The organism is Bradyrhizobium iriomotense (assembly GCF_018130765.1).
Classification (GTDB): Bacteria; Pseudomonadota; Alphaproteobacteria; order Rhizobiales; family Xanthobacteraceae; genus Bradyrhizobium; species Bradyrhizobium iriomotense_A.
Genome location: NZ_JAFCJZ010000030.1, coordinates 59,609 through 79,915 on the forward strand (window position 1 = coordinate 59,609; position 20,307 = coordinate 79,915).

The following is a 20,307-nucleotide window of genomic DNA, read 5'->3' on the forward strand; positions in this document are numbered from 1 at the left end:
GCCTGCTCCGGAAGCCGCGAAGTCCCAACGAAACGAGGACGTTTGCGACCGAGCCCGAGGCCAAGGCGTTCGCTCGATCAAAGCTTGAGGACGGCTTGGTCCTGTTAGCTGGCACGATCAATCCGCATTCTCCCAAGCAGCTCATTCCGGCGTCTCGCATCCAGTCCTGGCTGGCCGACGATCAGGACGGAGGTTCCACCAAAGCCGCTTGTCCCGATTAGGCGAAACGGCACGCACGATCTTTCCACGGGGAAAGCCACCGAGGCGCCACACTTCCGAATGGCGACCTCGTCCAACATGGCTTCTCCCCGTTGATGTAGATCAAGCGACGCATTCGCCATGGGGAGAAGTATCGCCAGGCAAGGTACATTGGCCACGAGGAGGCTCATGATGACGCGGACTCGCGGAATGCAGCTCGCATTCGTAGCAATCGGGCTGGCTTGCGGATTCGGCGCGATCAATTGGTCGGAAAGCGACGGCCTGTCACTCATACAAAGCGCAGAAGCAAGGGTCGGACGACCGGCAACACCGGCGAGCGTCGCAGGCGTTGCTCGCAGACAGACGCGACGGGCAGTCGTAGGGGGAGCTGCGGTCGGCGCGGCGGCCGCCGGTACGGCCTGTGTGCGCGTACTGGTGAACGGCTCCTACGTGTGCCGCTGAGAAACTTCTGGACCTCGGGTTCGATGCCGCGGTCCCCAGCAGTTTCACTCAGGCCTCGCGGCTCGTTCTGATCGCAGAGCAAACCGGCGCTTCCACGGGCGCTTGCTGTGCCTGGACAGGCAACGACGCCGGTGCACGCGCAAGTGCAGCGAACGAAAGCTGCTTTCGTCTCTTCAACCGCTCGCTTCGAACAGATGCGCGGCCTCTCGCGCCTTTGGTTATGCGCTTCCGGCGAGACTGACGATGTGAACACTGACGCTGCCGCGGGTTGCCGCCACGTTGGTCGGCTACAGCACTTTGAATGCGGCCTGGGGATGTCGACCTTGGCAAAGGGGACATCCCCAGGCTTAAAGTCAGTTAGCCGCGCAGGTTCAGACCATCACGCGGCGGGTATGAATCAACATCCTGCTTCAGTCTTCATCCTCGGCCTGCGCACGACGTCGTTCCACGACATCGCTCATGTCGTGAAGGACAAGGACCGCGAGGGCCCCCATGCGCTGCCTCTGTTCGGGATTGAGGGTCTTGTAGAGTGGCTGCCACGCCTCGGCGAGCTTATCCAAATCGGCGGATCGTTGAGCCAATGCCTCCGAGCGTCGTTGCAGGAAGGCGATGGGGTCACGATTACGCATCGTTTCGACGGCATTTTGGTCGGCCCGTCGACCCACTGTTTCCGAGATTTTTGCAACACGGGCCTTCCGATCCTCCGCTCTGGCACGAATGGCGCTCTCGACAGGCGGCCAGAGTTTTTCCTGGTCAGGTGTCAGCTGCAACGCAGCCTTGGTCAAATCGATCCGCATGTCCACCAGCGTATTCCGGTCCACCGCGTTTAGGCGTTCTGGCGTCGCAGGGGACGGAGCTTGCGCGCTGGCAATCGACGGTGCGGCAAGAAGGAGTGCGGCTGCTCCGATCACTACTATTTTCATCATCGGCGACCTCCTAGGTGAGCAGCCCCCAGGCACCACGCCAACAATGGTCGGCAGGGCGATGTCACATTGATTCAAATCAAGGGACTTGGAAAAGGAATTGTGGCGCGCAGGCCGAGCAAGACGACCTGCGGCATGTCCGTTCTTGCGCCACCATTCTGACGAGCGGACGCCTTCAGCCCTGCCGTGCCGGCGGCGACAGCGTGAAGGCGTCTTTCGTGAAATGAGGCAGCGACGCGCCTATGAGAAGCCGTAGGAGAAGAAGCTTCCGGAGCGCAAGCCGCCTTTGCCGCAGACGACCCGGCCCGCGGGCTGAGGCAGCAGCACAACGGCACAGCGAAGCCGACCGAGTCATGAGCGCCGAGAACATTCCTGCGCATCTTGCATCCCGGAAGATGTTCCATATCTCTTCGGCATGATGAAGCTCACACTGATCCAGGACCAGGCCATCCAGGCGCTCATGGCAGGAATCGCCGGCGCCGAGACATTCGATCGCGTCTTCGCGGGCATCCGCTTCGACGAGATCGAGGGGACGATGCTCTACGCCTTCGCCAGGAGCGAGGACGTCGCCTCCGACATCGAGGATGGCTACTCGCCTCTCATCGCCGCGGTCGCATCGCGCGTGCTGAACAAGCAGGTCGACGTCGTCGTGGTCATGCCGAAGGTCCTGCAATAGGGTCTTGATGTCATCCGCCGCCTGCATGGGCCGGGGCGTGACCTCACGATAAATCCACGCTAGCCTCCTCGTGCAAGAACAAGAGGAAGCGCCAATCGTGTACGACTACATTATCGTGGGCGGCGGCTCGGCGGGGTCCGTGCTGGCCCACCGGCTCTCCGCCAGGAGCGCCAACAAGGTCCTGCTGTGCGAAGCCGGACAGGACACGCCACCCGGCAACGAGCCGGCCGAGATCAGGGACAGCTATCCGGGCACCGCCTATTTCGATCCGCGCTTTCACTGGACCGAGCTCAAGGTCACGACGCAGGTCGTCAGCCACAACAATCCGAACGAAGCGCGTCCGCCCTTGCGCAAATACGAGCAGGCGCGCGTGCTGGGCGGCGGCTCCTCGATCAACGGCCAGATGGCCAATCGCGGCGCGCCGACCGATTACGATGAGTGGGATGCGCGCGGCGCCGAGGGCTGGACGTGGAACGACGTGCTGCCGTTCTTCAGGAAGGTCGAGCGCGATCTCGATTTCGACGGGCCCTATCACGGCAAGGACGGCCGCATTCCGGTGCGCAGAATTCCCAGGGAGCACTGGACGCGGCACTCGGAGGCGTTCGCGCAAGCCTTCCAGCAGGCCGGGCATCCATTCGTGGCCGACCAGAACGGCGAGTTCGTCGACGGCTATTTCCCGGTGACGCACTCCAACCAGGCCGAGCAGCGCGTCTCGGCCGCGATGGGCTATCTTTGTCGCGACACGCGCCAGCGCGCCAACCTCACCATCTCCACCAACACGCAAGTGCGCCAGCTGCTGTTCGAAGGCACGCAATGCGTCGGCGTGAAGGCCGTGGTCGGCGGGCGTGAGCGGGAATTCCGCGGACGCGAGATCATTCTCTCCAGCGGCGCGATCCATTCGCCGGCGCATCTCTTGCGCGCCGGCATCGGGCCGGTCGGCCACCTCAAGGATCTTGGCATTCCCGTGCTGATGGGCCTGCCGGGCGTCGGCCAGCGGCTGATGGATCATCCCTCGATCTCGCTGTCGTCCTTCGTCCGCCGCGGCGCGCGCATGAACGAGCACACAAGACGCCACATGCAGCTGGGCCTGCGCTATTCCTCGGGACTCCCCGGCGTGCCGAAGGGCGACATGTTCGTCGTCGTGCTCAGCAAATCCGCCTGGCACGCGGTCGGCGCACAGATCGGCTCGCTGCTCACCTTCGTCAACAAGACCTATTCGGAGACCGGACAGGTCAGGCTTGCCGCGCGCGATCCCACGGCCGAGCCGATCGTCGAGTTCAATCTGCTGTCCGACCGGCGCGACCTCGATCGCCTGATGAGCGGCTTCCGCAAGATGGCGGCGGTGCAGATGAGCGAGATCGTCAGGAAGGTGACGGACAAGCCGTTCCCGGCCGCCTATACCGACAAGGTCCGCAAGATCGGCGTGGTCAACACTGGAAACAAGATCCTGACCAGGATCGCGGCAACCTTGATGGACGGTCCGGCGGCGCTGCGCCACTATCTGATCGACAATTTCGTGGTCGAAGGCTTTACCTTCGACGACGTGATCAACGACGACGAGGCGCTGGAAGCCTTCGTGCGCAAGGCGACCATCGGCGTCTGGCACGCCTCCTGCTCATGCCGCATGGGCCGCGCCGACGATCCGATGGCGGTGGTGGACAACCAGGGCCGCGTCAAGGGCATCCAGGGCCTGCGCGTCGTCGACGCCTCGATCTTCCCGGTGGTGCCATGCGCCAACACCAATTTTCCGGTGCTGATGACGGCGGAGAAGATCGCAGCGGCGATGGTGCAGTGACTTCGTCACGCTTTGTAGGGTGGGTTAGCACCGCGGTTGCGCGAAGCGCAGTCCGCGGCGCGTAACCCACCGCCGGTCTCGCGTGGAGAGTGATGGGTTACGCCTTGCACTGTTCGCGGCGAACGAGCCAGGGCGTGAGCGGCTAACCCACCCTACAGACTGGCTCACGCGACCGGCTCATTTCACCTGCTTGGCGGCACGGATCTCGGCGAACTCGGCGTCGGGATGCGTGACGATGGTGGTGAACATGATGCCGCTGATGATGATCGACCAGGCGGTGTCCCAATAAATCCAAAACACGTGCCACCCTCCGTTCTGGCGTCCTCCGCCTGCGGGATCAGGGTAACGGCAAGGCGAGGCTGCCGTTCCCGATGCAAGTGCGGCGCGGGCGAGGCGCTATTTTGATTTGGTCGGCGGCGATGCGCGATCGGTTTCACCGGTGTGGCGCTTTGCCACGACATCCTCATCACGCGAGCCTTCGTGCGGGCGCGGCGGCAGCCTGGGCTGGCCGGCCAGACCAGCATGCTTGCCGCCCATATCGGCTTGCCTTCGGGATGCCCACGCGCGGCATTGGTTCGTTCGCACCCGCGCTGTTTTCGCCTGTGAACGAGTTCATAGAAGCGTCGTCCGTTGCAGTGCACGATGTACCTGCGTGCGTCGCCGCATGCATTTAACGGACGGGGATTGGCCTGATGCGAAAACGACTGGTCGCCTGGACGATGCTGACCTGCGCCATGCTCGCGGTCGCCGTGTGGACCGTGCTCGGGCCGCCGGACCGCCCGGCCGGCCCGCATCTGCCCTCGCGCAATGTGACGGCGGCGGTGCGATAGCCCGGCACAACCGATACAATTTCGGCATCGATCGATCTCAATTGGAGTTTGGTGCGGCAACGTGCCGCCCGCTATTCTCCCGGGCAAAACGACAACGCTGCATTGCCCTGAGGAGAACGCCCATGTCGAGTCCGACCCGCCGCATCGCGTCCGGAACGCCCCGCGCTGCGATCGCCACCACACTCACCTTCCTCGCCCTCACTTTGGGAGCCCGTGCCGGCATGGCCGAGACCTTCGCCTATGTCGGCAACGCCGACAGCAACGACATCAGCGTGTTCAAGCTGGCCGAGAACGGCGAGATGACACCGGTGCAGACCGCCGCCTTCGCCGGCGTGGAGAAGCCGGGCTCCTCGACGCCGCTCGCGATCACGCCCGACCACCGCGTGCTGATCGCCGGCGTCCGCTCGCAGCCGTTCCAGGCGGTGAGCTTTTCGATCGACCCCAAGACGGGCCAGCTCAGCCATATCGGCAACGGGCCGCTCGCCGACAGCATGGCCCACATTGCTACCGATCGCGGCGGCAAGGTGCTGTTCAGCGCCTCTTATGGCGGCAACAAGGTCGCGGTGAATCCGCTTGGAGCGAACGGCGTGGTTGCTGCGCCGACGCAGGTGATCCCGACCGGGCTGAACGCGCACGCCTTCCTGCCCTCGCCCGACAACCGCTTCGTGTTCGCAACCAATCTCGGCTCCGACCAGGTGCTGAGCTTTGCATTCGAGCCCACCACCGGCGCGCTCACGCCGAGCGATCCGCCGGCCTACAAGCTGCCGGAAAAATCGGGGCCGCGGCACTTCGTGTTTCACCCCAATGGCAAGTTCGTCTATCTCCTCCACGAGCTGAACGGCGATGTCGCCGCGTTCACCTATGAAGCCAGGAGCGGCGCATGGGACGAGATCCAGCGCACCACCGCGCTGCCTGAAGGGTTCACCGGAAAACCCTGGGCCGCCGATATCCACATCACGCCTGATGGCCGCTTCCTCTACGCCTCCGAGCGCACCACCAACACGATCGCCGCCTACAAGGTGGACGCAGCCAGCGGCAAGCTGACCACGATCGGCAGCGTGCCGACCGAGAAGCAGCCCCGCGCCTTCAACATCGATCCCAGCGGGCGTTACCTTGCCGCGGTCGGTGAACTCTCCGACGGCATGACCGTCTATGCGATCGACCAGGGCAGCGGCGCGCTGGCCAAGCTGAAATCCTACCCCACCGGCAAGAAGCCGAACTGGGTGGAATTCCTGAGCCTGCCGTGAAGGGACGCGACCGACCTACGTAAACATCCGTAATTTCGCAGACCCTGCGTTGTCGTCATATGGCGGTCATGGACCGCCATATCCTCTTCAAATGCCCTCAGACCGGCATGAACGTGCAGCATCGGCTCGACGACGCGCCGGCCGATCGCACGCACGTGTCCGTGTCGTGCCCGGCCTGCACGCGGCTGCATCTGATCGACCGTTCCACCGGCAGGCTTCTCGGCGATCGCCGGAGCTGAGCGGTCCCCTCGGGGCCAGCTTGGCCGGCAGCGAACCTGTTTCCTAATTCCGCGACTAATCAAGGACTTGCCGTGTCAGCTCGGGCGGCGCGGCATCCCGCTTTGGGACAACGCTGCCGTAGTCCGGGCCCCCGCCATCTGCTATCGCTTGGAGGCATAGCCCCCGTGGAATTTCCAATGCGCCCTTTGTCCCGTGCCGTCGTTCGAAGCCTGTATCCCGCCGCCATCGCCGGAGCGCTCGTCCTCGGCGTGCAAGGCGCGCCTGCCGCCGACGACGACGCGCCCAAGGGGCCGGCGGTCACGGTGCTCAAGGTCGCAAAGTCGTGCTTCTCCGACATCGTCGAGGCCACCGGCACCATCATCGCGCGCGAGGAAACCTCGGTGCGGCCCGAACGTCCGGGCCTGAAGGTGACGGAGGTTCTGGCCGAAGCCGGCGACACCACCACGGCCGGCCAGGTGCTGGCACGCCTGGCGCTGCCCGAAGGCGGCACGCTTCAGGTTACCGCTCCCGTGGCGGGCGTGATCGCCACCTCCACGGCCCAGATCGGCAGTTTCGCCTCGGCCAAGGGCGAGGCGCTGTTCACCATCGTGGCACGCAGCGAATACGATCTCGTCGGCCTGGTCGCGACCACCGACGTGCGCAAGCTCGCCGTCAACCAGCCGGCGACCGTGCGGATCGCCGGCGCCGGCGACCTCGAGGGCAAGGTGCGCCGCATCGGGCCGACCGTCGAGCCGAACATCCAGCAGGGCATGGTCTATATCGGCATCTCCTCGCAGAAGCGGCTGCTGCTGAATGCGAGCGGGCGCGCGCTGATCAAGACCGGCCAGAGCTGCAACGTCGCGGTGCCGCTCACCGCCGTGCAATATTCGTCCGCCGGCACCGTGGTGCAGGTGATCCGCCGCAACCGCGTCGAAACCAAGCGCGTCGAGATCGGATTGATGTCGGGCGGCAATATCGAGGTCCGCGACGGCCTCAACGAAGGCGACGTCGTCGTCGCCCGCGCCGGCGCGCTGCTCCGCGAAGGCGATCCCGTGCGCCCGGCGATGGCGAGCGCGGAAGCGGCGAAGTAGCAGCCACGATCGTGTCCCGGACGCGCTGCAGCGTGCCAAGAGCGCGTTCACGCGCGTCTTCGACGCGCTATGGCTGCTGCGCAGAGCCGGGACCCATCTCTCACCGAATGATAGGCCAAAAAGAATGGGCCCCGGCTCAGCGTCGCATCATTGCATGATGCGACGCGTCCGGGGCACGAGACTTCGCGAAATTGAGAGAACTAACCGCCGGCTTCGCCGAAATGGACGTCTTCGAGCAGCGAGGACGACACGGTCGGGACCTGGCCGCCTTCGGAGGCGCGGGAGATGGCGACGCGGGTCTTGTTGAAGACGGCTTCGGCGCTGCCGCTCTGCGCATTGAGATTGCCGAGCAGCTCGCCGACCAGCACGCTGTGCTCGCCCTTGCCGTCGTCGACGACCTTGCCGGGCGAGGCCGAGGAGAGGATCAGCGCATTGTCGGGCGCGCTGATCGGCGCGAGGCCGTGGCTGTAGGAACGGAAGCGGCGCTCGTAGGGGTTACGGCGGGAGGCGTCGACGACGACGAGCTTGGCCTTGGCGCCCTGCTCCTTCATCATCTCGAGCACGCCCTCGATGGAGACGCCGTGGCGGCGAACGTCGCTTTCCTTCCAGATCACGGCATCGACCGGCAGCATGTAGCTCTCGCGTCCGGCCTGCACGCCGAAGCCGCCGAAGAACAGCATAACGACCGTGTCGCGCTTGATGCGGGACTTCAGGCGATTGACGGCGCGGACCATGTCGTCCTTGGTCGCGTCTTCCACCATGTCGACGTCAAAGCCGTTCTTGCGCAGGGACGAGGACAGCGCGCGGGCGTCATTGATCGACTGCGTCAGCGGCGCGCTGGCGTCGGGATAATGTCCATTGCCGATGACGAGGGCGAGGCGCGAGGTCTGGCCGATCGAGCCGGTGATCTGGTCGGTCGTGACGGCCTTGGCCGCGTCCAGCGCACGCATGTTGAGGGCAGCATGGGCACCGATCACGAGCGACACCGTGCCGATGAGGGCTGCGGCCACCGCGATGGTGCGTCGGGAAATGTCGAGCTGCCTTACATTCATCTCGGTTCATTCCTGTCAGTGCCAAAGACCAGCCAAGCGCGCGCACACTGTTTGAGTAGCGCGATAGCGTCTTTAGGTTTGAGGGATTGGCCCGGGGAGTGCCCCCGAATTGCGCGCAATTTGCGGCGCCGCACCAAACAAACCCTTAACCGGATATCGCCCTGCCGGCAATAGATCGTCCAAAATTTGAGCTAAGTCACTGAAGCTATTAGCTAATTCTCCAAGCCGATTTTCTCGATTGATGGCATCCCCGTACCCCTGCGGGGGCCGATCATGCAGGCTCCGTGCCTGTTATTTCCGTGACGTCCATCACATTTGTTTTTCCTGCGAATCCGGGTAGCTTTTCAAAGACTTGCAGGGGGTGGCGGGCGGTCGGGTGCACGCTCGCCGCCCCCGGGCAAGGCCCCGCGACCAGGTATTTCATGAGCTTTCATTATTTTGCCGGCGCCGCCTGCCGGGCGCTGACGGCGCGGAAGGACGGCCCCTCTCTTTATGAGGTCTGCGATCCCGTGCTGGCGGCCAGCGCCAGCGGCGATCCGCATCTGGCAAAATTCTACAAGACCGCGCTCGGCAATCCCGCATTGCGGATGCTGCTGCGGCGCGCCGGACTGCCCGAGCTTCGCGACGAGGCGAAGCTGACCCGGCTGCGCGAGGCGCTCACTCGCGCCCGCGATGATGCCGAGCCGGATTGGGTGGCGGTCGGCCAGCCCGTGGCCGATCTCGTCGACAGCATCGCGCTCGACCATCCCAAGCCGCCGCCGGCAATGTTCACCGGCACCATGCCGCAGACCTCAGAGATCGACGGCGTGATCCGCGACTGCGCGCAGCACCTGCTCGGCTCGTACCGCAAGAACGGCTTCCTGCCGACCTATGCCGCCTTCAACCTGATCGGCGATCCCGATTTTCGCGGACGCGAGCTGATCATGGCGCTGACGGGGCTGAACGCGCGCGGCTACAGGAACTCCTCGCTGCTGTTCAACCTCGCGCGCGTCTTCATTGCACGCTCGCCCGCGTCCGCCGTCGTCAATCCGCCCTGGAAAGGCATCGCCGAGCCGATGTGGGAGCCGGTGCAGATCCGTCACCGCTCGGCCTATTACGATGCGTTCTTCATCGAGGCGCTGCTCAGCTATGTCGAGACCGGGCTCGCCTCGCCAACGGACAAGACGGCGGCGGAGCGCGCGATCGCCGACATGGTCGATTTCTGCGTCAATATCAGCCGCGAAGAGGTCGAGGGCACGGACGGCGCGCGCTTCAACGTCATCACGGCGCTGGCACCGGCGCCGCATCCGCGCTTTTCCCGCTTCTTCGCCCAGATCAAGCAGGAGCTCGGCTTCGGCATCTATGTGCCGGATTGCGACACCACGGCGTGCTCGATCTCGGCGGCGACACAGGCCGGCTGCCTTGATGCGATCATCGACCAGCCGCTGCTGGATTTCTACGCCGGCTACCAGGTGCGGGCCGGCGTCAACGAACCGCGCGTGACCGTGCCGCTCAACGACAACATCGACTACGAGGGCGGGGTCGCCACCTGGATCGACAATCTCAGGGGCGAGCGGCCCTATGGCAATGATCTCGATCCGACGCTCAACCTCGACATTCTCGAGGTGAGCTTCCGCAATTTGGCGCGCTGGAAGGTTTTGGAGACTCCGGCGCGACTCGCCACCGTGCATCGGATCATCGGTTTCCAAAAGCGGCTGGCGGCGAGCGGCGCCTTCGCCAATCCGCGCTCGCACATCTATTATCTGCCGGAGCTCTACAGCGCCTATTTCGGCCGCTGCTACGCAGCGTTCCTGGCGCTGCCGCTGGCGGCGCAGGCGGCGATCGATCCCGACGGCGATTTCGATTTCATCCGCCATCGCGTGCTCTCCTACGTCAAGGGCGAACTGATGGCCGCAGAGATGAACGTGTTCGACGCCGCGCTGGCGCTGATCGCGCTCGGCCATCTCGGCGCCGACCCGCGTGCCTTTGCACCGGCATTGAACGTCATCATCGCAAGCCTCGGTGAAGGCGGCCGTCGCGGCCCGTTCCGCGCCTATGAATGGAACAAGATGAAGACGCCGACGCGGATCCTGGTGGGTGGGTCGGAGGTGACCTCGGCGTTCGTGCTGATGGGGCTGGCGGTAGCAAAGCGGGCGATGGCGGGGCGGGGGTAGGTCTCGTAGGGTGGGCAAAGGCGCGCTCTTCGCGCGCCGTGCCCACCATCTTCCACGGCGCTAGCCGTGGTGGGCACACTCCGCTTTGCCAATACGAGACCTTGCGCAATGACAGGAAGTTGAAAGCCCAACTGTCAGGCATATGCTGGTCCGGCGGCCAAAAGCCGACCACAATTGCGCGGCTTATCGAGATTTTCCTGAACACCTGGACCGGCATGCTGCGAAAAGTCCTGATTGCGCTGTCCTTGCTCGCCCCATCGCTCGCCCTGGCCGCCGACATCACCGGCACGGCGAAGGTCCGCGACGGCGATTCCGTCGTGATCGGCAACACGCGAGTCCGGCTCGGCGGCATCGACGCGCCATCGTCCGACCAGCTCTGTCTCAACACCAAGAGCGAGCGCTGGACCTGTGGCGTGGCCGCGCGCGAGGAACTCGCCAAATACACCGAGGGCAAGAACTGGGTCTGCCACACCCGTGCGATCGACCGGCGCGGCCGCACGGTCGCGCGCTGCGAGGTCGGCGGCGAGGACATCCAGAAATGGCTGGTGCGCAACGGCTGGGCACTGGCCTACACCCGCGTCTCCCATGACTACGACGCCGACGAAGCCGCCGCGCGTGAGGCCAAGGCCGGCATGTGGCAAGGCGCCTTCATCGCGCCCTGGGACTGGCGCGTGCGCAACAAGAAGACCGCCATCCTGGGCGCCACCAAGCCGCCGGAGGGAGCGCATGCCGTGCTGCTCGCCTCCGCCTCGGGGCCGGTCGCGCCCTCGCCGGACTGCACCATCAAGGGCAATGTGAACAGCACCGGCGAGTGCATCTATCACCAGCCGACCAGCCGCTGGTACACCCAGATCAAGATGAAGATCAGCAAGGGCACCCGCTGGTTCTGCTCGGTGGAGGAGGCGGAAGCCGCCGGGTGTCGGGAAACCAAGAGATAAGAGCCCCAGACCTGCGTTTTGCGCGCTTTTCTTGGCGTCCAACGCCGCGTAATAGTGAGACTCAGCAACCCACCATCCTGTTCTCAAGCAACAAGGACCAATGCAATGACCGTTCGCGCGGGCCGGGAATTTCTGGCCATCCCCGGGCCCACCACGATGCCCGACGAGGTGCTGCGGGCGATGCACCGTCCGGCGATCGACATCTACTCCAAGGAGATGCACGAGCTGACCGATACCCTGCTCGCGGACATCTCGAAGCTGTTTGCGACCAAGGGCAAATCCTACATCTACATCGCCAACGGTCACGGCGCCTGGGAAGCGGCGCTGAGCAACGTGCTGTCGCGCGGCGATAAGGTGCTGGTGCTGGAGAGCGGACGCTTCGCGATCGGCTGGGGCAATGCGGCCGCGCTGATGGGCGCCGAGGTCGAGGTGCTCAAGGGTGACTGGCGCCGCGCGGTGCGGCCGCACGAGGTCGAAGAACGCCTGCGCCGCGACAAGGAGCACAAGATCAAGGCCGTCGTCGTCGTCCAGGTCGACACGGCCTCGGGCGTGCAGAACGACATCGAGGCGATCGGCAAGGCGATCAAGGCGAGCGGCCATCCCGCGCTGTATATGGTCGACACCGTCGCCTCGCTCGGCTGCATGCCGTTCGAGATGGACAAATGGGGCGTTGACGTCGCGATGTCCGGCTCGCAGAAGGGCCTGATGACGCCGCCCGGCCTCGGCTTCGTCTCCGCCAATGCGCGCGCGCTCGAGGTGCACAAGAAGGCGAACATGTCGACGCCCTATTGGAGCTGGAGCGAGCGCGAGGGCACCGAGAACTATCGCAAATATGCCGGCACCGCGCCGGTGCATCTGTTGTTCGCGCTGCGCAAGGCGATCGACCTCTTGCACGAGGAAGGGCTTGAAAACGCCTTCCGCCGCCACAGCCTGCTCGGCGAAGCCGCGCGCCGCGCGGTTGCGATGTGGTCGGAGGGCCAGGTACTCGGCTTCAACGTCGCGGAGGCCAGCGAGCGCTCCAACACCGTGACCACGGTGACCATGGGCAACGGCCACGATCCCGCAGTGCTGCAGCGCTATTGCAAAGACAAATGCGGCGTCGTGCTCGGCACCGGCATCGGCGATCTCTCCGGACAAGCCTTCCGCATTGCCCATATGGGGCATGTGAACGCGCCAATGCTGCTCGGTACGCTGGGGGTGATTGAGATCGGCTTGAACGCGCTGAAGATCCCGCATGGCAAGGGCGGGCTTGAGGCGGCGGTCGCGTATCTCGGTGAAGAGGTGGCGGCGTAAGGCGCCGGTTTCTTCCTTCTCCCCTTGCGGGAGAAGGTGGCGCGAAGCGCCGGATGAGGGGTTGTTTCCGCGAACTCAACAAGCAGTTTCGCACGCGGAGAGATACCCCTCACCCGTCTCGCCGCTCCGCGGCGAGCCACCCTCTCCCGCAAGGGGAGAGGGGAAGATCGGCGCTCGTAGCCCGGGTGAACGAAGCGACACCCGGGATGCTGCGCGAGGCCCCGCATGTCGCTTTGCTCATGCGGGCTACTGCCGCGGCACGCGGTACGCCTCGACCTGCGCCTTCAACTGATCCAGCGACACCAGCGGCGCTTTCGGATCGACGCGGTATTCCCCGCTCGCCAGCCATTTCAGCACCATCGCATCCACGACCGGCGAATGGTGGATGACGTCGCTGTAATTATCGAGATCGTGCGTCACCGCCTTGATCGCTCGGAAATCGTGCAGACGCACATTGGGCAACTGCGTCAATCGCTGCGCGATATGCGCCGTGAGATCGGTGACGATCTTCAGCGTCTCGGGTGAGGCGTCGCGCATCGCGACGAATTGCAGGATCGAATAGGGCGGCAGGTAGATGTCGAAGCTCACGTCCGGATGGCGCGCAATGAGGCCGACGGCGTCGTGCTCGAAATGCCGGACCATGGCCTCATAGCCGTAGCCCTCGCCGAGGAAGCGGCTGCGAACGGGACTCGTGATGTAGGCGAAGGCGGCAAGCGTCTTCTTCGCATTGTAGTCACGCGCGACGTCGAAATTCCGCGGCAGCGCGTAGATGTCGTCGACGTCTTCCAGCGCGAACTTGACGGGAAGATAAGGCGCCGCTCGGGTCAGCGGCTCCCGCAGCGGCGGGACAGACCGCATCACCGTGAACAGCGATTCCTTCGCCATCGCCGCGCTGAAGACGTAGGACGCAATCCCCTTGGCCGTCCCGCGATAGAGATCGACGGAGAGATAAGGATCGGCCTCGATATCGGCCGCATCGACGAAGCTGAAATCGTCCATCGCCCAGATCACGCGCCGCGCGCCGCGGTCGATCGCCTGATCCAGCACGAAGGCCTGCTGGCGCGAATTGGAGCCGGTCATCGCCAGCTTGAGCGAGCGGACGCCGAGCGCACGGTCGATGTCGCTCTGGCGGAAATGGATCGCGAGCGAGGTGCCCATGAAGGCGGTGTCGAACGATTGGCTGCGGATCAGCCCGGCGTTCTGCACGCGCGTGTCGTCAGAATAAAACGCCAGTCGCGAGGGACGAAACAATTGCAGGGGATCGACGACGTAGGTGAGCGCCGCGGCACTCAGCAGGCACACCCCGCTGGCGAGGAGAAGACGCTTCACGCTGGTGAATGATGTGCGCATCAGAACCGGAAATAGATGAATTCGCTGTGGCTCTGGATGCCCAGGATGCCGAACGCGAGCACCAGCGACGCCGCATAGAGGGCCAGTGGCCTCATGCGACCTGTCCGCAGGGCCTCGCCGACCGTACGATTGGCGTGATCGTAGCCCATGATGTCTTGCGTGTTCGGCGCGAGCCACACCAGCGCCGCATAGATCGCGACCTGCACCAGCGCCGCAATCTCCTCCCGGCCAAGGACGATATTCGCAGGCTCAACCATCGCACTGAGGACGCGCAGTGCCCAGTCGACCCGTTCGGCGCGGAAGAACACCCAGGCGACGACGACGGCGAGAAACGTCAGCACGGCGCCGGCGATACGGACCGGACGCGCAAGCAGCAAGGGAACGTTCGGCACCAGCGCATTGAAGGCGTGGTTGACGCAGAGATAGGCGCCGTGCAGCGCGCCCCAAACGACAAAAGTCCAGCCCGCGCCGTGCCAGAGCCCGCCAAGCAGCATCGTGATCATCAGATTGACGTAACGCAGCACGCGGCCGCGGCGGTTGCCACCGAGCGGGATGTAGAGATAGTCGCGCAGGAACTGCGACAGCGTCATGTGCCAGCGGCGCCAGAACTCGACGATGCTGAAAGCCTTGTAGGGCGAGTTGAAGTTGACGGGCAGGAAGATGCCGAACATCAGCGATATGCCGATCGCCATGTCGGAATAGCCGGAGAAGTCGAAATAGAGCTGGAACGTGTAGGCGAGTGCACCACACCAGGCCTGGTCGAAGCTCGGCGAGCGCGCATCGAAGGCAAGCGCGACCAAGGGCTGGATGCCGTCGGCGAGGCAGGTCTTCTTGAACAGGCCGATCGCGAAGATGATGATTCCGCACAGGATCAGATGCGCGTGCGGATGCTTGGACTCCTCCCGCTCGAATTGCGGGATCATGTCCTTGTGATGGAGGATCGGCCCCGCGATCAGATGCGGGAAATAGGTCACGAACAGCGCGTAATGCGGCAAAGCATAATGCGCGACCTGCCCGCGCCAGGCATCGACCAGGAACGCGATCTGCGTGAACGTGTAGAAGGAGATACCGACCGGCAGCAGGATGTGAACCGCGACATGCGTGCCGAACAGCGTATTGACGTTCTCGGTGACGAAGCCGGCATATTTGAAGATGCCCAGCATGAGGAGATCGCCGGCGACGCCGAGGACCAGCGCCGCCCGGCGCTGTGATGCCGTGAGTTCGGCTGCGATCAGGAGATAGCCGACGCCGTAGTTGAAGGCGATCGAGATCAGCAGCAGGGCCACGAACTGCCAGTTTCCGATCGCATAGAAGGCGAGCGAGGCCAGCGCCAGCCAGATCACCGGTGTCAGATTGCTGCGCCGCCCTAGCCAGAAATAGCCGGCCAGCGCGACCGGCAGGAACAGCAGGATGAACGGGTAGGAATTGAACAGCATCAGGCTGGACCGGCGGCGGGAATATCGCCCCTAAAGCATACAAGGAGGCAATCAACAACCCGGCGACTTGGCGCAGGCACGCTGGCAATTCGCGGAATCAGGACGATATAAGGGAACGCGCTCCGCTGCTTCTCCCTCTCCCCGTTCTTACGGGGAGAGGGTCGGGGTGAGGGGCTCTCTCCACGGGCGAGACTGTAGAGAGACCTGTACCCCCTCACCCGGATCGCAAGAGCGATCCGACCTCTCCCCGCAAGCGGGGAGAGGTGAAAGACGGCGACACCGCGAATACGTATTGAGATGAGGACCGAGTGACACAAGCCAAGACGCCTTCGAAGCCCCCCGTCGCCCCGCGCCGGCCGCATTCATTCACCCGGCACGGCATCGCCGTGACCGACGACTATGCCTGGCTGAAGGACGAGAAGTGGCAGGAGGTGCTGCGCGATCCCGGAGTGCTCGATCCTGACATCCGCAAATATCTGGACGAGGAGAACGTCTACACCGAGAGCCTGCTCGGCCATACCGCGGGCTTGCAGAAGACGCTGGTGCGCGAGATGCGCGGACGGATCAAGGAGGACGATTCCAGCGTGCCGTCGCCGGACGGCCCGTTCGCCTATTTTCGCAGGTTCCGCGAGGGCGGGCAGCACGAGCTGTTCGGCCGCATGCCGCGCGACGGCGGTGACGGCGACATCGTGCTCGACGGCGACGCGCTCGCCAAGGACCACAAATATTTCAAGTTCGGCGGCAGCCGGCACTCCTACGATCACAAGCTGCAGGCCTGGAGCGCGGACACCAAGGGCTCGGAATATTTTTCGATCCGCGTGCGCGACTGGGCCACGGGGAAGGATCTCGACGATCTCGTCGAGGAGACCGACGGCGGCGTGGTCTGGGCCGCGGACTGCAAGAGCTTCTTCTATGTGAAGCTCGACGACAATCACCGGCCGATGCAGGTGTGGCGGCACAAGCTCGGCACCAAGCAGGTCGACGACACGCTCGTCTATGAGGAGCAGGATGCCGGCTGGTTCACCCATCTGCACGAGAGCACCAGCGGCCGCTTCTGCGTGATCGCGGGCGGCGATCACGAGACGAGCGAGCAGCGGCTGATCGATCTCGCCAACCCCGAGGCGCCGCCGCGCCTCGTCGCGGCGCGCGAGGAAGGCGTGCAATATTCGCTCGCCGACCGCGGCGACGAGCTGTTCATCCTCACCAATGCCGATGACGCCATCGACTTCAAGATCGTCACCGCGCCGCTCGCCTCGCCCGAGCGCAAGAACTGGCGCGATTTGATTCCGTATCGTCCGGGCATCTACGTCATCGACCTCGATCTCTATGCCGGCCATCTGGTGCGGCTCGAGCGCGCCAATGCGCTGCCGTCGGTGGTGATCCGTGACCTCGCGACCAAGGAAGAGCACGCGATCGCCTTCGACGAAGCCGCCTATTCGCTGGACACGATGGGTTCCTATGAGTTCGAGACGACGAATCTGCGCTTTGCCTATTCGTCGATGACCACGCCGTCGGAAGTCTATGACTACGACATGGTCAAGCGCACGCGCACCTTGCGCAAGCGGCAGGAGATTCCGTCAGGGCACAACGCTGCGGACTACGTCACCACACGCATCACGGCGAAGGCGCATGATGGCGCCGAGGTGCCGGTCTCGATCCTTTTTCGGCGCGGGCTCAAGCTCGACGGTACAGCGCCGTTGCTGCTCTACGGCTACGGCTCCTACGGCATGGCGATGCCGGCCTCGTTCAGCGCCAATCGCCTGTCGCTGGTCGACCGCGGTTTTGTTTACGCCATCGCCCATATCCGCGGCGGCGCCGACAAGGGCTGGGGCTGGTATCTCGACGGCAAGCGCGAGAAGAAGACGAACAGCTTTGATGATTTCGCCGCCAGCGCGCGTGCACTGATCGCGGCGAAATACACGAGTGAAAAACGCATCGTCGGCCATGGCGGCTCGGCCGGCGGCATGCTGATGGGCGCGGTCGCCAACCGCGCCGGCGAGCTGTTCGCCGGCATCGTCGCGGAGGTGCCGTTCGTCGACGTGCTCAACACCATGCTCGACGACACGCTGCCGCTGACGCCGCCGGAATGGCCGGAATGGGGTAACCCGATCGAGAGCGAGAAGGATTTTCGCACCATCCTGTCGTACTCGCCCTACGACAATGTCGAGGCCAAGGACTATCCGGCGATCCTGGCGATGGGCGGGTTGACCGATCCGCGCGTCACCTATTGGGAGCCCGCCAAATGGATCGCCCGCCTGCGCGCCACCATGAGCGGCGGCGGCCCGGTTCTCTTGCGCACCAACATGGGCGCCGGCCATGGCGGCGCCTCGGGGCGGTTCGACCGGCTGGATGAAGTCGCGATCGTCTATGCGTTCGCGCTGTGGGCCGCCGGGATGGCGGAGGCGTAAGGTGAGGCTCCAGTATAGCCACACACTCATCTGGTCGTCCCCGCGAAGGCGGGGACCCATAACCCCAAGGAGTAGTTGCAGCGCGAACTGCTAACTCCGAGTCTTCGCCACACCCAATCCTGTGGTTATGGGTCCCGGGCTCGCGCGTTGCGCGCCCCGGGACGACAGCCTTGTAGGGTGGACAAAGGCGCATGGCGCCGTGCCCACCATCTTTCAACGATGTGACGAGAGCCGTGGGCACGCTTCGCTTTGCCCACCCTACGGCAGCTGAGAGTTTGGCGAGACCTCGCCAAACACTGCCAAGACTACCAATCTCACACCGCCCCGTGCGCCTCGACATACAGCGCATAGACCGAGTGGCTGCTGGCCATGTAGAGCCTGTTGTTCTTGGGGCCGCCGAAGCAGAGGTTGGCGCAGCGTTCCGGCAGCTTGATGAAGGCGAGCGGCTTGCCTTCGGGGTTGAAGACCATCACGCCGTCGAGGTCCTCCGACTTGCCCCTGAGCTGAAACACCCGGCGGCCACCGACATCGGTCGGCTCGGCTTGCAGCGCGCCGTTGGAGCCCCAGCCGCACCAGAGATTGCCGTCGCGATCGACGCGGAAACCGTCGAGCGAGCCCTGGTCGGCGGCGTCGATCAGCTTGGTCTTGCCGCTGAGCGAGCCGTCGTCGCCGACATTGTAGCTCCAGATGCTGCGGTTGGGCGTGCCCTTCCACTCGACGATGTAGAGCTTCTTCTCGTCCGGCGAGAAGGCGAGACCGTTGGGATTGACGAGGTCGGTGACGACGGCGCTGATCTTGCCGTCCTTGGCGATGCGGTAGACATTGGTGGTGGCCTGCTCGGCCTTCTCCTTCTTGCCTTCCCACTCGCCGTTGATGCCGAACAGCGGGTCGGTGAACCAGATGCTGTCGTCCGACTTCACCACGATGTCGTTCGGCGCGTTCAGCCGCTTGCCGTCGAACTTGTCGGCGAGCACGGTGATCTTGCCGTCCTTCTCCGTGCGGGTGATGCGGCGGGTGACGGAGTGCTCGCAGGTGACGAGGCGGCCCTGGCGGTCGCGCGCATTGCCGTTGGCGTAATTGGCATTGGCGCGAAACACGCTGGTCTGCCCGGTCTTCTCGTCGAACTTCATGATTCGGTTGTTCGGGATGTCCGAGAACAGGAGATAGCCGCCCTCGGGGAAATAGGCGGGACCTTCGGCCCAGCGCATGCCGGTCGCGACCTGCTCGATCGTCGATGAATAGAGCCGGTATTTTGCGAAGCTGGGGTCGAGGATCTGGACGGCGGGATCGGGATAGCGCTGGTTGGGTGTGAAGGCGAACGACTGGGCGCCGGCGGCGCGGGCGAGAAGCGTGGACGCCGCCGCCGCACCGGCGCCGGCCATGAGGTTACGTCGCGTGAAATTCATAAAAGTCCTCCCTGCTTGATAAAAGGCCGGCGCTTGATGCGCCGGCTCATGTCTTGATGCGAGATCGATCGGCCCTAGCGGCCGTTCTTCTTCCGCCACGCCGCAAAATCGGTGAGCGTCTGCGGATCGGTCGCCGGATAGAGACCAAAAATGCCGCGGCCCTTGCCGACTTCCTCGGTGACAAAATCCTCGAACGCGGTCATCTCAAAAGTTTCGCTCGCGATCTCGTCGGCGAGATGCGCGGGGATCACGATGACGCCGTCGGCATCGCCGAGGATGACGTCGCCGGGAAACACCGGCGCATCGCCGCAGCCGATCGGAACGTTGATCTCGATCGCCTGGTGCAGCGTCAGATTGGTCGGCGCGCTGGGACGATGGTGATAGGCGGGAATGCCGAGCTTGGCGATCTCGGCGGAATCGCGAAAGCCGCCGTCGGTGACGACGCCGGCAACGCCGCGCTTCATCAAGCGCGTCACCAGGATCGCGCCGGCCGAGGCCGCGCGCGCATCCTTGCGACTGTCCATCACCAGCACGGCACCGGGCGGACAGTCCTCGACCGCCTTGCGCTGCGGATGCGAGCGATCCCTGAACACGTCGATGGTGTTGAGGTCCTCGCGCGCCGGCATGTAGCGCAGCGTGAAGGCCTCGCCGACCATGGTCGGCTGGTCGGGACCGACGGGATGCACGTCCTGGATCATCTGGATGCGCAGGCCGCGCTTGAACAACGCGGTGGCGACCGTGGCGGTGGAGACGGATTTGAGCTTGTTGCGGGTGGCTTCGGATAGTTTGGACATGGTGTGCTCTCACTGCTTCGTCATTCCGGGGCGCGC

18 protein-coding genes are annotated in these 20,307 nt (G+C 64.5%); 11 read left to right on the forward strand and 7 right to left on the reverse strand.

Going from position 1 to position 20,307, the window contains the following annotated elements; genetic code table 11:
* The first annotated feature begins 390 nt into the window (after positions 1–390).
* On the forward strand, positions 391–660 hold the full coding sequence (locus tag JQ635_RS39110; protein WP_433996590.1) for a hypothetical protein: 270 nt from the start codon (positions 391–393) through the stop codon (positions 658–660).
* Positions 661–1,070: 410 nt separating this feature from the next.
* Here JQ635_RS39110 and JQ635_RS35205 read toward each other — a convergent pair whose 3' ends face one another.
* Positions 1,071–1,586, reverse strand: coding sequence for a Spy/CpxP family protein refolding chaperone (locus JQ635_RS35205; protein WP_211414358.1), 516 nt, complete (start codon positions 1,584–1,586; stop codon positions 1,071–1,073).
* A 412-nt stretch (positions 1,587–1,998) separates the two neighbouring features.
* Between JQ635_RS35205 and JQ635_RS35210 the strand changes: the two genes are divergently transcribed.
* A complete protein-coding gene (locus JQ635_RS35210; RefSeq protein WP_211414359.1) occupies positions 1,999–2,259 on the forward strand; it encodes a hypothetical protein in 261 nt (86 codons plus the stop codon).
* Positions 2,260–2,356: 97 nt separating this feature from the next.
* The gene (locus JQ635_RS35215) at positions 2,357–4,054 is read left to right on the forward strand and encodes a GMC family oxidoreductase (protein WP_211414360.1); all 1,698 of its coding nucleotides are present in this window, start codon (positions 2,357–2,359) and stop codon (positions 4,052–4,054) included.
* A gap of 177 nt (positions 4,055–4,231) precedes the next feature.
* Here JQ635_RS35215 and JQ635_RS39295 read toward each other — a convergent pair whose 3' ends face one another.
* The gene (locus tag JQ635_RS39295; protein WP_260387549.1) at positions 4,232–4,354 is read right to left on the reverse strand and encodes a hypothetical protein; all 123 of its coding nucleotides are present in this window, start codon (positions 4,352–4,354) and stop codon (positions 4,232–4,234) included.
* 392 nt (positions 4,355–4,746) lie between these two features.
* Here JQ635_RS39295 and JQ635_RS35220 point away from each other — a divergent pair, with 392 nt between their 5' ends.
* The 4 genes from JQ635_RS35220 to JQ635_RS35235 all read left to right on the forward strand — a co-directional run bounded on the left by JQ635_RS35220 (position 4,747) and on the right by JQ635_RS35235 (position 7,441).
* Entirely contained in the window at positions 4,747–4,884 is a 138-nt protein-coding gene (locus tag JQ635_RS35220; protein WP_211414361.1) for a hypothetical protein, read from the forward strand.
* 122 nt (positions 4,885–5,006) lie between these two features.
* Positions 5,007–6,131 carry a lactonase family protein gene (locus JQ635_RS35225; RefSeq protein ID WP_211414362.1) on the forward strand — a complete coding sequence of 375 codons (1,125 nt, stop codon included), beginning with the start codon at positions 5,007–5,009 and terminating at the stop codon, positions 6,129–6,131.
* 68 nt (positions 6,132–6,199) lie between these two features.
* A complete protein-coding gene (locus tag JQ635_RS35230) occupies positions 6,200–6,370 on the forward strand; it encodes a hypothetical protein (RefSeq protein WP_211414363.1) in 171 nt (56 codons plus the stop codon).
* A gap of 177 nt (positions 6,371–6,547) precedes the next feature.
* Positions 6,548–7,441, forward strand: coding sequence for an efflux RND transporter periplasmic adaptor subunit (locus tag JQ635_RS35235; RefSeq protein WP_211414364.1), 894 nt, complete (start codon positions 6,548–6,550; stop codon positions 7,439–7,441).
* 200 nt (positions 7,442–7,641) lie between these two features.
* Here the strand turns inward: JQ635_RS35235 and JQ635_RS35240 are convergent, their stop codons facing one another.
* On the reverse strand, positions 7,642–8,493 hold the full coding sequence (locus tag JQ635_RS35240) for a caspase family protein (protein ID WP_211414365.1): 852 nt from the start codon (positions 8,491–8,493) through the stop codon (positions 7,642–7,644).
* Between the two features lie 422 nt (positions 8,494–8,915).
* On the opposite strand from JQ635_RS35240, the gene JQ635_RS35245 reads away from it, so the two are divergent.
* The 3 genes from JQ635_RS35245 to JQ635_RS35255 all read left to right on the forward strand — a co-directional run bounded on the left by JQ635_RS35245 (position 8,916) and on the right by JQ635_RS35255 (position 12,877).
* A complete protein-coding gene (locus JQ635_RS35245) occupies positions 8,916–10,646 on the forward strand; it encodes a hypothetical protein (protein ID WP_211414366.1) in 1,731 nt (576 codons plus the stop codon).
* A gap of 215 nt (positions 10,647–10,861) precedes the next feature.
* Positions 10,862–11,584 carry a thermonuclease family protein gene (locus JQ635_RS35250; RefSeq protein ID WP_211414386.1) on the forward strand — a complete coding sequence of 241 codons (723 nt, stop codon included), beginning with the start codon at positions 10,862–10,864 and terminating at the stop codon, positions 11,582–11,584.
* Between the two features lie 105 nt (positions 11,585–11,689).
* Entirely contained in the window at positions 11,690–12,877 is a 1,188-nt protein-coding gene (locus tag JQ635_RS35255; RefSeq protein ID WP_211414367.1) for a pyridoxal-phosphate-dependent aminotransferase family protein, read from the forward strand.
* A gap of 246 nt (positions 12,878–13,123) precedes the next feature.
* Here the strand turns inward: JQ635_RS35255 and JQ635_RS35260 are convergent, their stop codons facing one another.
* Both JQ635_RS35260 and JQ635_RS35265 read right to left on the reverse strand, forming a co-directional pair.
* Entirely contained in the window at positions 13,124–14,227 is a 1,104-nt protein-coding gene (locus JQ635_RS35260) for a hypothetical protein (RefSeq protein WP_211414368.1), read from the reverse strand.
* The gene (locus JQ635_RS35265; RefSeq protein ID WP_211414369.1) at positions 14,227–15,663 is read right to left on the reverse strand and encodes an MBOAT family O-acyltransferase; all 1,437 of its coding nucleotides are present in this window, start codon (positions 15,661–15,663) and stop codon (positions 14,227–14,229) included. Before JQ635_RS35265 ends, JQ635_RS35260 begins: the two co-directional genes overlap by 1 nt.
* A gap of 308 nt (positions 15,664–15,971) precedes the next feature.
* Here JQ635_RS35265 and JQ635_RS35270 point away from each other — a divergent pair, with 308 nt between their 5' ends.
* Complete coding sequence (locus tag JQ635_RS35270) at positions 15,972–18,071, forward strand: S9 family peptidase (RefSeq protein ID WP_211414370.1); 2,100 nt, start codon at positions 15,972–15,974, stop codon at positions 18,069–18,071.
* 314 nt (positions 18,072–18,385) lie between these two features.
* Here JQ635_RS35270 and JQ635_RS35275 read toward each other — a convergent pair whose 3' ends face one another.
* Together JQ635_RS35275 and JQ635_RS35280 are read right to left on the reverse strand one after the other, a co-directional pair.
* The gene (locus JQ635_RS35275) at positions 18,386–19,477 is read right to left on the reverse strand and encodes an SMP-30/gluconolactonase/LRE family protein (protein ID WP_211414371.1); all 1,092 of its coding nucleotides are present in this window, start codon (positions 19,475–19,477) and stop codon (positions 18,386–18,388) included.
* Positions 19,478–19,551: 74 nt separating this feature from the next.
* Positions 19,552–20,271, reverse strand: coding sequence for a ribonuclease activity regulator RraA (locus tag JQ635_RS35280; protein ID WP_211414372.1), 720 nt, complete (start codon positions 20,269–20,271; stop codon positions 19,552–19,554).
* Positions 20,272–20,307 lie beyond the last annotated feature (36 nt).

What these genes read in the sequence shown, in the direction of transcription:
- JQ635_RS39110 (WP_433996590.1), top strand. Translation starts at nt 391, where the DNA reads ATGACGCGGACTCGCGGAATGCAGCTCGCATTCGTAGCAATCGGGCTG.
- JQ635_RS35205 (WP_211414358.1), bottom strand. Translation starts at nt 1,586, where the DNA reads ATGATGAAAATAGTAGTGATCGGAGCAGCCGCACTCCTTCTTGCCGCA.
- JQ635_RS35210 (WP_211414359.1), top strand. Translation starts at nt 1,999, where the DNA reads ATGATGAAGCTCACACTGATCCAGGACCAGGCCATCCAGGCGCTCATG.
- JQ635_RS35220 (WP_211414361.1), top strand. Translation starts at nt 4,747, where the DNA reads ATGCGAAAACGACTGGTCGCCTGGACGATGCTGACCTGCGCCATGCTC.
- JQ635_RS35225 (WP_211414362.1), top strand. Translation starts at nt 5,007, where the DNA reads ATGTCGAGTCCGACCCGCCGCATCGCGTCCGGAACGCCCCGCGCTGCG.
- JQ635_RS35230 (WP_211414363.1), top strand. Translation starts at nt 6,200, where the DNA reads ATGGACCGCCATATCCTCTTCAAATGCCCTCAGACCGGCATGAACGTG.
- JQ635_RS35235 (WP_211414364.1), top strand. Translation starts at nt 6,548, where the DNA reads ATGCGCCCTTTGTCCCGTGCCGTCGTTCGAAGCCTGTATCCCGCCGCC.
- JQ635_RS35240 (WP_211414365.1), bottom strand. Translation starts at nt 8,493, where the DNA reads ATGAATGTAAGGCAGCTCGACATTTCCCGACGCACCATCGCGGTGGCC.
- JQ635_RS35245 (WP_211414366.1), top strand. Translation starts at nt 8,916, where the DNA reads ATGAGCTTTCATTATTTTGCCGGCGCCGCCTGCCGGGCGCTGACGGCG.
- JQ635_RS35250 (WP_211414386.1), top strand. Translation starts at nt 10,862, where the DNA reads ATGCTGCGAAAAGTCCTGATTGCGCTGTCCTTGCTCGCCCCATCGCTC.
- JQ635_RS35255 (WP_211414367.1), top strand. Translation starts at nt 11,690, where the DNA reads ATGACCGTTCGCGCGGGCCGGGAATTTCTGGCCATCCCCGGGCCCACC.
- JQ635_RS35260 (WP_211414368.1), bottom strand. Translation starts at nt 14,227, where the DNA reads ATGCGCACATCATTCACCAGCGTGAAGCGTCTTCTCCTCGCCAGCGGG.
- JQ635_RS35265 (WP_211414369.1), bottom strand. Translation starts at nt 15,663, where the DNA reads ATGCTGTTCAATTCCTACCCGTTCATCCTGCTGTTCCTGCCGGTCGCG.
- JQ635_RS35275 (WP_211414371.1), bottom strand. Translation starts at nt 19,477, where the DNA reads ATGAATTTCACGCGACGTAACCTCATGGCCGGCGCCGGTGCGGCGGCG.
- JQ635_RS35280 (WP_211414372.1), bottom strand. Translation starts at nt 20,271, where the DNA reads ATGTCCAAACTATCCGAAGCCACCCGCAACAAGCTCAAATCCGTCTCC.